Source organism: Acinetobacter lwoffii (assembly GCF_024129685.1).
Taxonomy (GTDB): Bacteria; Pseudomonadota; Gammaproteobacteria; order Pseudomonadales; family Moraxellaceae; genus Acinetobacter; species Acinetobacter lwoffii_X.
Genome location: NZ_JAMXXL010000006.1, coordinates 1 through 14,506, shown reverse-complemented (window position 1 = coordinate 14,506; position 14,506 = coordinate 1). Strand labels below are relative to the sequence as shown.

Genomic DNA, 14,506 nt, shown 5'->3' with positions numbered 1-14,506 from the left:
ATATCAAATCCCTTTAAAAGAAATCTTTTTCACTTTGATTTGATCAAAAAAAACCCTGCATCCGACAACTGGCGTCTGATGCAGGGTTTTTATATAAAGCAGGATTATTTAAACAGTGAAATCATCACCCAGATAAACTTTTCTCACGGTCTCATTCGCCAGAATTTCTTCTGGTGTGCCTTCAGCAAGCAATGCGCCTTCACTGACAATATAAGCATGCTCACAAATCGCCAGCGTTTCACGCACGTTATGATCGGTAATCAGCACCCCAATTCCGCGATCTTTCAAGTTCGTAATAATATCCTTAATATCTCCGACCGAAATCGGATCGACACCGGCAAAAGGCTCATCGAGTAGCATAAATTTTGGGTCAGCCGCAAGTGCACGCGCAATCTCAGCACGACGTCGTTCCCCACCAGATACGCTCATGCCCAAAGAATCTTTGATATGGGTGATTTTAAAGTCTGCCAATAGCTCCGCCAGACGTTGCTGACGTTGTGCCTTGGTCATATCTTTACGGGTTTCCAGAATCGCCATAATATTTTCGGAAATTGTCAGTTTTCGGAAAATCGAAGCTTCCTGCGGCAAATAACCAATTCCCTTACGTGCCCGTTCATGCATTGCGAGGTCGGAAAGATCTAGATCATCGAGATAGATTTCCCCCTTATCCATCCGCACCAGACCGACCACCATATAGAAACTGGTGGTTTTACCGGCGCCATTTGGTCCCAGCAACCCAACAATCTGGCCACTTTCCATGCTGAACGACACATCTTTCACTACCCAGCGTTTATTATAGTTTTTCGCCAGATGCTTAATGGTTAAGGTTTGAACCTGCTGCGATTGCTCCATTAATCACGCGCTCCCGGGAAGGATGTTGAACTAGAAGGTGGAATCACGATTTGTACACGACCAGACGATGAACCGGTTTTGTTTGGTGTTCCGGTAGCTTCGATATCGCCTTTGTTCATGCTGTATTTTAAAGTCGCACCACGAATACTGGCACCGTCCTGTTGCAGGAAGGCATTACCGGACAAAGTAATAATCCCAGTTTCAGCATTGTAGACAATTTTCTGCGCCTGACCTTTGGCAAGACCTTTGGCAGGATCCACTTTTTGCTGGAACTGTGCCGGGCTGCCCGTCGCCGTAATCAGGCTGATCTGGCGCTTATTGTTCAGATTGGCCACAATCGAATTGGCTTGCAGCTTCATGGTGCCCTGTTCAATGATGACATTGCCCGAATACGTCGTCACACCCGTCCGCTCATTGAAAGTCGCCCGGTCAGCCAGCAAAGTGATTGGCTGGTTACGGTCAGATGGCAGTGCAAAAGCAGCGATTGAACCGAGTCCAACCACAGTCGCCAGCGTCATACGCTTCAGGAAAGTGTGCATCATTTTGGCTTTAGGAGTTTGGTTCATACTTTCCTCGAATATTAAAGAATTCGTATTGACCATCATTAAGATTGGCTTTAAGACCCTGGCTGACAAATTCAGCCTGTGGAGATTCCACAATCACTGTCTTGTCTGTTTCAATTTCACGTGTTTTCGGAAAAGCGGTCAGTTCTTCAGTACGAAACTGCATTTTCCCATTTTGCATGATTTTGGTGGCGAGCACTTCTTGAGAGAGTACAACTTTTGTATTGTCATCATAACCATGCGCCATTTTGGCAAAGAAAGTCGCATCGACTTTACCATTGTCATAAGTCGATGCTCGCAGATTTTCCAGCTTTGAGGTTTCTAACTGCAGGTTCTGCTCGAGTCGGTCCACTTGGGCACGAACCGACACCTGGCCTGTTTCATCCGTCTGGGTTAAGTTAATATTTTGAGCGGAATAGGTCATGCTGCGCGCAGAATCTGCCTGCAGCTTGTTGCCCTTGCCGCTGTAATAGTAATAACCACCACTTATTGCGGCAATAATCACAGCCGTAATATATAAAACTTTAGTATCCATAAGCGGTGTACTTAATCCAAAAGATATGACTTATTAATAAGGCGCACGAGTATATTTTTCAAGTAACTCTTGGTACATGCCTTTGGACATTAACAGCATATCGCAGATTTCACGCACCGCACCACGTCCACCTTGGGCCTGAGTCACCAGATCGGCACGGCGGCGAACTTCAACATGACCATTAGGCACGGTCACTTTCATGCCGGCAATGGCAAAAGCAGACAGATCAGGCCAGTCATCGCCCATGTACAGACAATCTTCAGGATCAATATTAAGCTGCGCACAGGCTTCACGAAGTGCTGTACCTTTATCTTCACGGCCCTGATAGACCAGATCAACCCCCAGATCCGACATACGCTTTTCTACAATATTGCTTTTACGCCCGGTGATAATGATCACCTTGATCCCTGCTTGCTGAACCAGTTTCATGCCCAGACCATCACGAATGTCAAAGGATTTGATCTCATCGCCAGTATTGGTCAGCGTTACAAAGCCATCACTTAAAATACCATCTACATCAAGCACCAGTGCTGCAATATGACGTGCCTGTTCTAATAATACATAAGATGCCATTTATTAATTTACCCCAGCCTGAATCAGGTCATGCATACTAATCACGCCAATGACTTTATTGGCATCATCAACAACTACAAATTGATTAATTTTATGTTCATTCATACGTTCCAGTGCCACCACTGCACGTGCTTCCTGAGAAATGGTCAACGGATTTTTGGTCATCACGTCCTGAATAGCCAGATTGACATCAAAACCTTGCTGCTTATCAATCAAGCGACGCAAGTCACCATCGGTAAAAATCCCCAGCAACACATCATTTTCATCGACGACTGTGGTTAAGCCCAAGCGCTTGTTGGAAATTTCGTACAATACTTTATTCATGGCGGTATCAGGCGAGACTTTCGGCAAATCGGCTCCAGTACGCATCAGATGCTTCACATGCAATAACAGACGCTTACCCAGTGCACCTGCAGGATGTGAGCGTGCAAAATCATCCGAGGTAAAGCCGCGAGCGTCCAGTAAAGCCACCGCTAAAGCATCACCCAAAGCCAATGTTGCCGTCGTTGACGATGTCGGCGCTAAACCCAGTGGGCACGCTTCCTGAATATTACCCAGCGTCAAAGCTACATCAGCATTTTGTGGCATTGGACCACGATCATCACCACTGATGGTAATCAGCGGAATTTCCAGATGTTTGATGAGTGGCATCAACATCATGATTTCATCACTCTTGCCCGAGTTTGAAATCGCAATCAGCACATCACCAGCCACCAGCATACCTAAGTCACCATGACCGGCTTCACCAGGATGCATAAAGAATGAGGGAGTTCCGGTCGAAGCAAATGTCGCCGCCATTTTACGGCCAATATGACCTGACTTGCCCATTCCGGTAATCACCAGACGGCCGGTACACTGTAGAATAATTTCACATGCCCGGCTAAAACGGTCATCAATCTGTGTTGCTAAAATCTGTAGTGCATTTTCTTCGATGCGCAGTGTTTCAAGTGCGACTTTCTGGAAATCTAGTTGATTCGCTGTTTTTTGTGGATTCAAAGCCTGTTTACCTACGCTAAGGACAGAGAAAAACTCTGGTTTGATGGGCATAATTTTCGCAATTTTAGCATAGCTATGCAATTGTAAGCTTTCTAAATGTAGAAGATTCGACGGATTTTTAATATATTCAGATTGTATTTAACTTGCACAATCTGGTATCTCCACCTCTACATTCGCTTCATTTTTGACGCTGTAAAAGGCGCTTGTTTTTATTTTTTAGGGGAACGCGCTTACGCTATCCAAAATAGGTTTGGTTCAAATCAGACCAGACTCATTCAAATATAATTTAATCATACTGGCAAACATTACCTCTGAAAATGTAAGCTCAATATCGCTATTTCACTTCCTGAACCTCTTCTTTCTAAATCACTCTCGTTGCCTAACTATCCTAAATAACTGAGGCTTTTTGCGCTTTTATCTTTATGAATAATTATGCTTAGGTTAAGATGATTCATCCTTTTATTTGAAGTCTTTTGAACAGCTATGCAACCATTTGTTCTATATAACTCAGAGCAACGCAAAAAAGTAGAATTCGTACCTCGTGTTGAAGGTCAAATTGATCTGTATGTCTGTGGTATGACGGTTTATGACTACTGTCATATTGGACATGCACGTACAGTGGTTGCATTTGACTATATTATCCGTTTCCTGCGTAGCCAAGGCTGGAAAGTCAAATATGTGCGTAATATTACGGATATTGACGACAAAATTATTAAACGTGCCAATGAAAATGGCGAAAGTATCTCAGAGCTAACCAGCCGCTTTATTGATGCGATGAATGAGGATTTTGCCAAACTGGGCTGCCTTGCACCTGATGTAGCACCTAAAGCCACAGATTACATCGATCAGATGCAGGATATGATCAGCAACCTGGTCGACAAAGGTACGGCTTATCCATCCAATAATGGTGATGTCTACTTTGAGGTCGAGAAGTTTGCCAAATATGGTCGTCTTTCTGGCCGTAAACTAGAAGATATGCAAGCCGGTGCCTCTGAACGTGTCGATGTTGAAGTCGAAAAGAAACATCCGTTTGACTTTGTCCTCTGGAAACACGCCAAAGAAAATGAACCGTCATGGGCATCTCCTTGGGGTAATGGTCGTCCAGGCTGGCATATTGAATGTTCAGCAATGTCGACCTGCTGCCTGGGTAATCATTTCGATATTCATGGCGGCGGTGCCGATTTAACCTTCCCGCACCATGAAAATGAAATTGCACAATCTGAAGCTTCTACTGGCGAACAGTATGTCAATTACTGGATGCATGCCGGATTTATTAATGTCGATGGCGAGAAAATGTCGAAGTCTTTAGGCAATTTCTTCACTATTCGCGACGTGATTGAAAAATTCCATCCGGAAGTGGTGCGTTATTTCATTGTCTCTTCCCATTATCGTAGCCCGGTGAATTACTCGGATGTTGCCTTAAAAGAAGCAAAAAATACCTTGTCTCGTTTCTATCACTCGTTTAAAACCTATCAGGCGGTTTATGGTGATCATCTGATTGAAACTCTGGATGAGGCTTTTGTTGAACGTTTTAATACCGCTATGTGTGATGATTTCAATACGCCTGAAGCGATTGCGGTATTGTTCGAAATCAATAAAGAACTGAATCGTGCCGTGAAAGAAGAAAATGCGGAACAGGCAGCGATTTATTATGCAACTTTACGTCACCTGACCAATATTCTCGGTCTGGTACAGCAGGATGTAGAAGAGTTCCTCAAGTCTGACATTGGTCAAGAAGCTCTAGGATTGTCACCTGAACAAATTGAAGATTTGATTCAACAGCGTCAGGATGCCAAGAAAGCCAAAGAATTCGCACGCGCAGACGAAATCCGTCAATCTTTACTTGATCAAGGTGTTGTTCTTGAGGATACCCGTCAAGGTACAGTTTGGCGCCGTGCTGATTAATTAATCAAACAGATTTATAGGGAGTTGACACTGCTGTGGAATTCTCTATAATTCACCTCATTGCGGGAATAGCTCAGTTGGTAGAGCATAACCTTGCCAAGGTTGGGGTCGGGAGTTCGAGTCTCCTTTCCCGCTCCAGAATACGAAAAACCCTTATCGAAAGATAAGGGTTTTTTTATTGTGTTTGAAAAAAATTTATTAATAAAATGTATATCTCAAATCACTTATTCATCCTCTTTTACCCTGACAATTTTTTTGGGTTATTCATGACAAAGTGCTATTGTGGATAAACTTTAAAACTTTCAATCCCTTTCATAACGATATCGTTTCATGACTTATAAATTAAATGCTCGTCATCTAATTCTAGATCTTTTATATGCCTCTAAAAACTCCACCCTGTCTATTAAGCGGATATTAACTGCTGCTGAATTATTGGGTATATCTGACAATGGTATCCGTGTCGCTGTGGCCCGATTAAATCAGGAAAATGTGATTCAAGCTGTAGAGCGCGGCGTATATCAATTGCTAGAGAAAAAATTCGATACTTCTTTTATCAGCTTAAACAAACACCCTGATATGCAAACGGCGACCACATGGAACGGAAAATATGTATTGGTCTATACCGGCACTTTGGGACGTGTAGACCGTACTGCCTTATCTAAAAGAGAAAAAGCGCTACGTTATTATGGTTTTCAGGAACTAGAGCAAAATGTTTTTATTCGTCCCGATAATTTAACACTAAACCTAAGTCCATTAAAAACAGCTGTAATCCAGTTTGGATTAGATCCTGACGCACGTTTTTTCCAAATCAGTCAACTGGAAAGTGAAACCGAAGTTCGTGATTTATGGGATATCGAAGCGCTACATCAGACCTATCATGCAGTACAGCATGATATCAATGACTGGTTTGAGAATTACCAAAATCTGACTTTAGCAGATGCTGCAAAAAGTGCCTTTTATCTAGGTAAATCTGCCCTGTTTAGTTTACGTGCTGATCCTTTGCTTCCTGCAGAATGGATAGACACCGATGCCCGACAACAATTTGAGCTCGCAGTCCGCAAAATAGAAAAACAGGGTCAACTTTTATGGCAACATTATTTTAAAGACCAAGGGGTCTAATTTATTTCTATTTTATACACAAAAATAAATTGACTGTAATATTTCATCCAAATATATTGAATACAGCAATAAGAACTAAATATAGGCAGAAGAATGAACAGCAAGGTCAGTGTCACAGAACTTTTTAGTCGTGATGAAATTAAAGAACTCACCACGACCTCAGACTTGCACGGTGCCTGGGCAGTAGGTTCGACATGGACCGTAATTGTCATGACCTTTGGCACGGTAGCCTATAGCTGGGAATATTTACCTACGTGGGGGAAAGTCCTGATGTGCGCGCTGGCATTGGCCATTCTTGCTGGACGCCAGCTTGCCATGGCTATTTTGATGCATGATGCCTCGCACCATAGTCTTTTTAAAACCAAATGGTTGAACACTCATTTGACTGACTGGCTCTGTGCACGCCCGATCTGGAATGATGTCAGCAAGTATCGTCCTTATCATCTGAAACATCATGCTAAAACCTCGCAACCAGATGATCCTGACTTGGGGTTGGTAAAAAACTTTCCCATTACGCAAAGCTCACTATTCAGGAAATTCTTCCGTGACCTGAATGGGCAATCGGGGCTTAAATTTCTCGCTGGTCGAGTATTAATGGATCTGGAATTACTGGAATGGAGTGTTTCCAATGACCCCAAGCCAATTCCGCGTGATGATCGCAGCAATTTAGAGTTAGCGAAAAACTTGCTTAAAAATAGTTCTGGTATGTTAATTTCAAATGCAGCAATTTTTTCTGCGCTTTGGGCCAGCGGCCATCCTAAACTGTATTTATTATGGCCTCTCGCCTATATCACCCCATTTCCTTTGTTCATCCGCATCCGTGCCATGGCTGAACATGCCGGATTAGAAACCAGTCATTCTGCCCTTAGCAATACCCGAACTACTCGTGCAGGCTGGCTGGCACGTGCTTTGGTTGCCCCGATTCATGTGAACTATCATATTGAACATCATTTGATGGCCTCTGTTCCGCATCAAAAGCTGGGGAGAATGCACCAGATGTTAAGGGAGCGTGAGTATGTCGATGCTCCGCCAAGTTATCTGGATGTGATTCGTTCACTTTTAAAAAAATAATCAACTTTCCCGATGCTTAGATTATTCCACTTCAATGCTGATGGGTTTCAGCATGTGAATGCGGATGTGAGGATTGTCCCCGATGTTCCGGCGGGCAATCTTCCGCTTCAATCTGCAAGGTCATCTCGGTAATATGATGCTCATGGTGAAGCATCTCAAAGGTCTGATGCCGCAGTTTCTGATAATCCACATTCGGTGCAACCAGATGCACGGTCAGCATGACTTTTTTGGAAGTAATCGCCCAGACCTTGAGCTGATGAATATCCTGGACCCCATCAAGCGCCAAAAGATCGTGACGTAATTTTTCAATATCAATTTCCTCCGGCACACCTTCAAGCAGAATATTGATGCTCTGTTTCAGCAAAATCCAGGTTCTTGGCAATACCCAAAATCCGATTAATACTGCAATGAGTGTATCTATCCACATCCAGCCGGTGAAATAAATCACTAGTGCTCCAATAATCACGCCTACAGATCCCAGTGCATCACTGAGCACTTCCAGATAAGCACCTTTGACATTGAGACTTTCCTGACTACTAGACACCAGAATTTTCATGGAAATCAGATTAATGATCAGCCCCAAAACAGCAACAATCATCATGCCAAGGCTTTGAATTTCTGGTGGATGACTCAAACGCTGATAAGCTTCAAACAAGATATAAATCGCAACCACAAACAGCATTAAGGCGTTAAACAAAGCAGCCAAAATCTCAAAGCGCTGATAACCAAATGTCCGTTTATTGTCTGCCGGTTTTTGTCCAATTTTGATAGCGACTAAAGCGATAGCCAGTGCAGCAGCATCGGTAAACATATGCGCAGCATCAGAAAGTAAGGCCAAACTTTGAGTTAGAAAACCAGCAATCACTTCCACAATTAAAAAAGTGGTGGTTAATCCCAGCGCTATTGATAATTTTCTGGCATTTTTTGCAGTCACGGTGACATGACTATGCTCATGATGATGTGAATTTCCCACCGGCCACTCCTTCCTTCTTATTCAACGAGGACTGTATCCTCAGCATCTTTCAAGTCTTGTTCTGATTCATATTACGCTTGAATTTTACCTATTTAAGTAGTTTTTTTATGAACTGTTTTATCAGTCGGCATTAAATTAAAGTTTTAGCTTTTTCATGTTCTTCCAGCCACGCCTGTACCGAAGCACGCTTAAAATTACCCTCGACATATTCTATTATTTTCACAGGAAGTTTCACCTGATGGCTCAGCAACCGATGCAATATAAAGGCCAGATCAAAGTCTGCAATTGACCAGTGTTCAGTTAACCATATATCCTCCAGCATATGTTCTGCCACATTTAACAATCGCTGAATTTCTTCAGTGATCGGAGCTGTAAGAGGTGTAGATATTTTTGGTGGATGAAATACCGAATCGGAAGGCATTTGCTGGCGGATTTGCATAAAATCCGTTTTGACCAAGGCTTGTATGGCCCGACATTTAGCTCTGGCATGAATTTCCTTTGGATATAAGGCTGGATACTTAGGTGCTGGAAAGGCATCTTCCAAGTATTCAGTGATCGCCCATGATTCAAACAGGCTAAAGTTATCTACTATTAAATACGGAACTTTAGCACTTGGACAAATGGCTTGATAAGCCGCAGATTTCTGTTGCTGCTGATCTAAATCGACCACTATTTCCTGAAAATCTAAACCCTTTTCTTTTAAGGCAACATAGACCGACATGGCATAAGGGCTGATTCTGTTTTTATCGACATATAAACTTATATTTTGCATATCCTTGATCCTGATAGGCTTGTTGTTTTTATTCAGTACGGCAGCCTTACTCTACTCTCTTTCCTATATAAAAGGAAAATGACCCGCTTCATGTAGCAATCACACAAAAATGTTTATACAGTTGCCGATAGCGAAGCGATATTCATTATTTTCTATAATGTATGTGATGTGAGGCATAAAGCCTTTTATTTTGCTTTTGATTCACGTTAAATTAAATCATTCTCTTGATATCAAAAAACTATGCTGAACTTAGCTCACCTCCCCGATACCGTGTATGCCATTCAACATTTGGCTTTTGAAGACTTAGGTGCTTGGGAAGATATTTTTTATCAGCTCGGCTTACGTGTGCGTTATTTCGAAGCCGGTATCGATGATCTCACCAAGGCGTTTGAACATCCCGGATTAACAGTTATTCTCGGTGGCCCGATTGCAGTCTATGAAACTGAGGATTATCCTTTTTTACAACAGGAAATGGACTTACTTAAAGTTCGCCTGCAAAAGAATTTACCGACTTTAGGCATCTGTTTAGGTGCGCAATTAATTGCTGCTGCATTGGATGCTGAAGTCTATCCAGGAGATGTAAAGGAAATTGGCTGGTCTAAACTCAGTCTTGCTTCTATTGAAAATAATCCACTAAAAGCTCTGGATGATATTGACGTCCTGCATTGGCATGGTGATACCTTTGACCTACCTGAACAGGTAGAATTACTGGCCAGCTCTGACCTTTATCCAAATCAGGCTTTTCAGGTAGGACAGAATATTCTAGCACTACAATTCCATGCTGAAGTGGCCAGTGAAAGTTTAGAGAAATGGCTGATTGGACATACCTGTGAGTTACGCAAAGCTCAGATCAATATTCCCGCCTTACGGGCGGATCATCAACGCTATGCGCCCGCGCTTGAACAGGCAGCCAGTTCGGTATTGATGCATTATTTAGAAAACCTGCAACTTAAATAACCGTAATAAAAAAGCACCCAATTGGGTGCTTTTTTAATTTTTCACTCTTACTTTTTCGGAGCAGGTACAGAAGCCTCGGTAGTAATGTTTACTGTAATTTTATCGCCCACATTTGGAACATAACCGCCTACCCCAAAGGCTGAACGGTTAAATGAAGTGGTTGCATTGAAACCAATCGTTTGTAATTTAGTCATTGGATGTACGCCTTGTTTATTTAAAACTGCATCCAGTACCACAGGTTTAGTGACATCTTTCACGGTTAAGTTGCCGGTGATTTTATATTTGTTTTTGCCTAAAGCCTGAACTTTAGTACTTTTAAAAGTAATATTCGGATATTTGGCAACATCAAAAAATTCTGCTGTCTTAATATGGTCATCCAGTGCTTTCACATTCGTATTAATGCTTGCAACCGGGATGTTCACATTGACCGAAGAATTCGCAGGTTTTTCATTATCAACATTAATGGTGCCTTGGATGTCACTGAAGTTTGCAGATGGCGTAGAGAAACCAAAGTGGCTCCAAGAGAAAACAGTTGCTGAATGAGTCGGGTCAATCGTATAGGCCACTGGTTTTGCCATAGAAACTGTTGCTACAGATGCGACCGTCAAGCCTAATGCTAATGTTTTGAAATTCATGTTTTTATCTCACGTTTTGGATGTAATTAAGTGTATAGAATCTGGAACCGTTTACAGCCCTAAAGATAAAACGTTTTGTTGCAGCGATGAAACGATAAAATTGTAAGTTATTTTTTTAATTTTTGAGCTTTAATCCATACGGTATTGGATGAATCCAGTTTTCTTGGCGACTTTGTTATACAAGGCTTGTGCCTGATGGTTTGATTCATGAGTCAGCCAGTAAACCCGGTCGCAATTACGCTGCTGCGCGACCTGATAGACATGCTGAATCAACTTTCGCGCCACGCCTTTTCCGCGATAGTCCGGATGAGTAAATAGATCCTGCAAATAAGCATATGGTCTTACTGTCCAGCTACTGTTATGTTCGATGACATGCACCATCCCAACGACCTTTCCATCAATCAAGGCCGCAAAACCGTACATTGAATCTAATTCATAATTGGTTAATTTATCCCAGGTATTTTCACTCACCTCATCCGAAATTTGCGTCTGATAAAAGCGTTGATAGTCTTGCCATAAAAATAGCCATTCCGGCTGTGATATTTGCTCTAGAGATTTGATCTGGATCTGGGGCTGTATATTCATGTTTAACCGCTTCTTTGGCTTATTTCTTTAATTTAAGTCGTTTCGATAGTGGTCGCTGAATTTTTATAGCGGCCTAAACCTAGCTTTATCTCATCTGATGTTCATAAGCAACCTGTCAGATGAAAAATCATCCGGCATAAAAAAGTCCCAATCAGGGACTTTTCATGCTTTATGTTTAAAGTTTTTCAACCAGAATACGATCAACCTGTTTTAGGCCAGTCGTCTTTTCATGATTTTTACGACGCACTTTAATGATATTTTCTTCGGCTAATTCTGCAGCATTAAATCAACTGCAACCATCGCTTCAAGAGGTAATTCCTGTCCGATCCACTTGAGTTCGCCTGCATCCATTAAAGTAATTTCATCGTTAATTTGTTCATACAAGCTCATGTTCATCTCACTCTTTCATTTCGACTATGGGAGAACTTTCTAACAGTTGCCACATGAAAACAACGCTAAAAAGCAAAAGACGCCCCAAAACTGGAGCGCCTTTTAATAAACCGCCTAATCAGTTGATTATGCAGTAATCTCTTTTACAGCTGCAACCACTGCTTCAGTGGTAATCCCGAAGAACTGGAACAGATCTTTTGCAGGTGCAGATTCACCATAAGTGGTCATACCAATGACACGACCATCAAGACCTACAAATTTCCACCAGTAATCTACATGTGCAGCTTCAACAGCAACACGTGCACGAATATTCGTTGGAAGAACCGCTTCACGATAAGCTGCATCTTGCTTCATGAATTCTTCAGCACATGGCATAGACACTACGCGCACGCCTTCAAGCTGTGCATAAGCTTCCATTGCCAGAGATACTTCAGAACCAGTTGCAATGATGATGGCTTTCAATTCGCCTTTTTCTTCAGCCAATACATAGCCACCTTTCGCAGCGTTCTCAATTTGAGCTTGAGTACGGGTTTGGAATGGCAAGTTCTGACGAGAGAAGATCAATGCGGTTGGACCTTCAGCACGCGTTAATGCAGATTTCCAAGAAATTGCTGCTTCAACGGTGTCACATGGGCGCCATGTATTTAGGTTTGGTGTACCACGAAGGGATGCGATCTGCTCAACAGGTTGATGCGTTGGGCCATCTTCACCCAGACCAATTGAGTCATGCGTATACACATGGATCACGCGCTGTTTCATTAATGCAGACATACGTACCGCATTACGTGCATATTCCATAAACATCAGGAATGTTGCTACATAAGGGATGAACCCGCCATGCAGTGCAACACCATTCGCGATTGCAGTCATACCGAATTCACGTACGCCATAGTGTACGTAGTTACCTGCCGGATTGTCTTGTACGCCTTGCGCGCCTTTCCAAAGGGTCAGGTTAGAACCTGCAAGATCCGCAGAACCACCTAGAACTTCTGGCAATAATGGAACAAGTGCTTGCAATACATTTTGGCTGGCTTTACGCGTTGCAATTGTTTCAGCTTTGGCATTCACTTCTGCAATATAGGCATCCGCTTTTGCAACGAAGTCAGCCGGTAATTCACCAGATAAACGACGTTTAAATTCAGCGGCTTCAGTTGGATATTTTGCAGCATAAGCAGCAAATGTTTCGTTCCAAGCTGCTTCTGATTCAGCACCTTTGGCTTTCGCATCCCAAGCTGCATAAACATCTTCAGGAATCACAAATGCTTCGTCAGTCCAACCTAGCGCTTCACGAGTCAACACGATTTCGTCATGACCGAGTGGTGCACCATGACTGTCTTCTTTACCTTGCTTGTTTGGTGAACCCAAACCAATCACGGTTTTACAGATAATGATGGTTGGTTTAGCAGTTTCAGCTTTCGCCTCAATCGTTGCCTGACGGATTGCATCTGCATCGTGGCCATCAACTTTAATCACTTGCCAGCCGTATGCCAGAAAGCGTTGTTCTGTATCGTCAGAGAACCAGCCTTCCACTTCGCCGTCAATCGAGATGCCATTGTCGTCATAGTAAGCAATCAATTTGCCCAGACCCAATGTACCCGCCAAAGAACATGCTTCGTGAGAAACACCTTCCATCAAACAGCCATCGCCGAGGAAGCAATAAGTGAAGTGATCTACAACTTGGATGTCGTCTTTGTTAAATTGCGCAGCTAGAGTTTTTTCAGCCAGTGCAAAACCGACAGCATTCGCGATGCCTTGACCTAAAGGACCAGTCGTCGTTTCAATCCCTGGTGCATAGCCCAACTCCGGGTGACCAGGTGTTTTAGAATGAAGTTGACGGAATGCTTTAAGATCTTCAATCGAAAGATCGTAGCCCGTTAAATGAAGAAGCGCATATTGAAGCATAGAGCCATGGCCATTTGATAATACAAAACGGTCACGGTTTGCCCAATTCGGGTTGGTCGGGTTGTGGTTCATGAATTCACGCCAAACCACATCAGCGATATCTGCCATCCCCATTGGAGCACCTGGATGTCCTGAGTTTGCTTTTTGCACAGCATCCATTGCCAATACACGAATTGCGTTTGCAATACGACGTTCATTAAGCGGGGTTGTCATAAATCAGAGTCCAAAATATTCAGAAATAGGAAATGATGAAAAGACTTTCAAAACTGCTGTCTATTGTCTTAAAAAAACAGCGAGGGGTAAAGACTAACCAACAATATTTATCAGTTTATTGAGTGTCTCTTGCCTTATCGTACAATTATTCCACATTTCTTCTTCGGCTTTGATTCGCTCTACTGGTTTACAGATTGAATTATCCTGCATTTCAAAAGCGACTTTAATTTCTGTATCTGGATTTCAAGCTGATAAACAGGATTGAATTTATGCTGATTTTGTTTCTATTTCATATGTCTCACACCATTATTTTTGAAGAAAATTCATACAATTCTCTGATGTATTCATAATGTAATTTGTATTAAATTTTATAAAATAGACCTCTTTCATAAATCATTTTTTACTCAGCTCCAAGTTATAAATTCCAGCAATTAGATTGAATCTCAAACCGAGTCTTTTAGCTCT

Annotated in this window: 14 protein-coding genes, 1 tRNA gene and 1 pseudogene; 5 read left to right on the top strand and 11 right to left on the bottom strand. The window is 42.4% G+C overall.

From position 1 onward, the window contains the following. Window positions 1–108 precede the first annotated feature (108 nt). From lptB to NI464_RS04230, 5 genes are read right to left on the bottom strand one after another with little or no spacing between them, the layout of a single operon-like run. The gene (gene lptB, locus NI464_RS04250; RefSeq protein ID WP_005107230.1) at window positions 109–852 is read right to left on the bottom strand and encodes an LPS export ABC transporter ATP-binding protein; all 744 of its coding nucleotides are present in this window, start codon (window positions 850–852) and stop codon (window positions 109–111) included. Next, a complete protein-coding gene (gene lptA, locus NI464_RS04245) occupies window positions 852–1,418 on the bottom strand; it encodes a lipopolysaccharide transport periplasmic protein LptA (RefSeq protein WP_004646679.1) in 567 nt (188 codons plus the stop codon). Before lptA ends, lptB begins: the two co-directional genes overlap by 1 nt. Continuing rightward, window positions 1,402–1,950, bottom strand: coding sequence for an LPS export ABC transporter periplasmic protein LptC (gene lptC, locus NI464_RS04240; RefSeq protein ID WP_253137825.1), 549 nt, complete (start codon window positions 1,948–1,950; stop codon window positions 1,402–1,404). The genes lptA and lptC overlap by 17 nt, the downstream gene beginning before the upstream one ends. A gap of 33 nt (window positions 1,951–1,983) precedes the next feature. Next, a complete protein-coding gene (locus tag NI464_RS04235) occupies window positions 1,984–2,523 on the bottom strand; it encodes a KdsC family phosphatase (protein WP_004279958.1) in 540 nt (179 codons plus the stop codon). A gap of 3 nt (window positions 2,524–2,526) precedes the next feature. Beyond that, window positions 2,527–3,570 (bottom strand): KpsF/GutQ family sugar-phosphate isomerase, encoded by a 1,044-nt coding sequence (locus NI464_RS04230; RefSeq protein ID WP_004279959.1) that lies wholly within the window; start codon window positions 3,568–3,570, stop codon window positions 2,527–2,529. A 432-nt stretch (window positions 3,571–4,002) separates the two neighbouring features. Between NI464_RS04230 and cysS the strand changes: the two genes are divergently transcribed. From cysS to NI464_RS04210, 4 genes are all read left to right on the top strand, one after another. Next, window positions 4,003–5,424, top strand: coding sequence for a cysteine--tRNA ligase (gene cysS / locus NI464_RS04225; protein ID WP_004729875.1), 1,422 nt, complete (start codon window positions 4,003–4,005; stop codon window positions 5,422–5,424). Between the two features lie 62 nt (window positions 5,425–5,486). After that, window positions 5,487–5,562 (top strand) — tRNA-Gly (locus NI464_RS04220). Window positions 5,563–5,754: 192 nt separating this feature from the next. Then, on the top strand, window positions 5,755–6,543 hold the full coding sequence (locus tag NI464_RS04215) for a hypothetical protein (RefSeq protein WP_004279961.1): 789 nt from the start codon (window positions 5,755–5,757) through the stop codon (window positions 6,541–6,543). A gap of 93 nt (window positions 6,544–6,636) precedes the next feature. After that, window positions 6,637–7,614 (top strand): fatty acid desaturase family protein, encoded by a 978-nt coding sequence (locus NI464_RS04210; protein ID WP_004279962.1) that lies wholly within the window; start codon window positions 6,637–6,639, stop codon window positions 7,612–7,614. Window positions 7,615–7,645: 31 nt separating this feature from the next. Here the strand turns inward: NI464_RS04210 and NI464_RS04205 are convergent, their stop codons facing one another. Both NI464_RS04205 and yfcF read right to left on the bottom strand, forming a co-directional pair. Next, window positions 7,646–8,587 carry a cation diffusion facilitator family transporter gene (locus NI464_RS04205; protein WP_004279963.1) on the bottom strand — a complete coding sequence of 314 codons (942 nt, stop codon included), beginning with the start codon at window positions 8,585–8,587 and terminating at the stop codon, window positions 7,646–7,648. Between the two features lie 130 nt (window positions 8,588–8,717). Beyond that, window positions 8,718–9,359 (bottom strand): glutathione transferase, encoded by a 642-nt coding sequence (yfcF, locus tag NI464_RS04200; RefSeq protein ID WP_004279965.1) that lies wholly within the window; start codon window positions 9,357–9,359, stop codon window positions 8,718–8,720. A gap of 240 nt (window positions 9,360–9,599) precedes the next feature. Between yfcF and NI464_RS04195 the strand changes: the two genes are divergently transcribed. Next, a complete protein-coding gene (locus tag NI464_RS04195) occupies window positions 9,600–10,316 on the top strand; it encodes a glutamine amidotransferase (RefSeq protein ID WP_253137824.1) in 717 nt (238 codons plus the stop codon). A 47-nt stretch (window positions 10,317–10,363) separates the two neighbouring features. Here the strand turns inward: NI464_RS04195 and NI464_RS04190 are convergent, their stop codons facing one another. The 4 genes and pseudogenes from NI464_RS04190 to tkt all read right to left on the bottom strand — a co-directional run bounded on the left by NI464_RS04190 (window position 10,364) and on the right by tkt (window position 14,041). Then, window positions 10,364–10,951: a YceI family protein gene (locus tag NI464_RS04190; RefSeq protein WP_005104355.1), complete on the bottom strand. Its 588-nt coding sequence runs from the start codon at window positions 10,949–10,951 to the stop codon at window positions 10,364–10,366. Window positions 10,952–11,080: 129 nt separating this feature from the next. Then, window positions 11,081–11,536, bottom strand: a complete 456-nt coding sequence (locus tag NI464_RS04185) for a GNAT family N-acetyltransferase (protein ID WP_253137823.1) — start codon at window positions 11,534–11,536, stop codon at window positions 11,081–11,083. Between the two features lie 175 nt (window positions 11,537–11,711). Further along, a pseudogene (locus NI464_RS04180) lies at window positions 11,712–11,926 on the bottom strand (hypothetical protein). A 126-nt stretch (window positions 11,927–12,052) separates the two neighbouring features. Further along, window positions 12,053–14,041, bottom strand: coding sequence for a transketolase (tkt, locus tag NI464_RS04175; RefSeq protein WP_253137822.1), 1,989 nt, complete (start codon window positions 14,039–14,041; stop codon window positions 12,053–12,055). Between the last annotated feature and the right edge of the window lie 465 nt (window positions 14,042–14,506).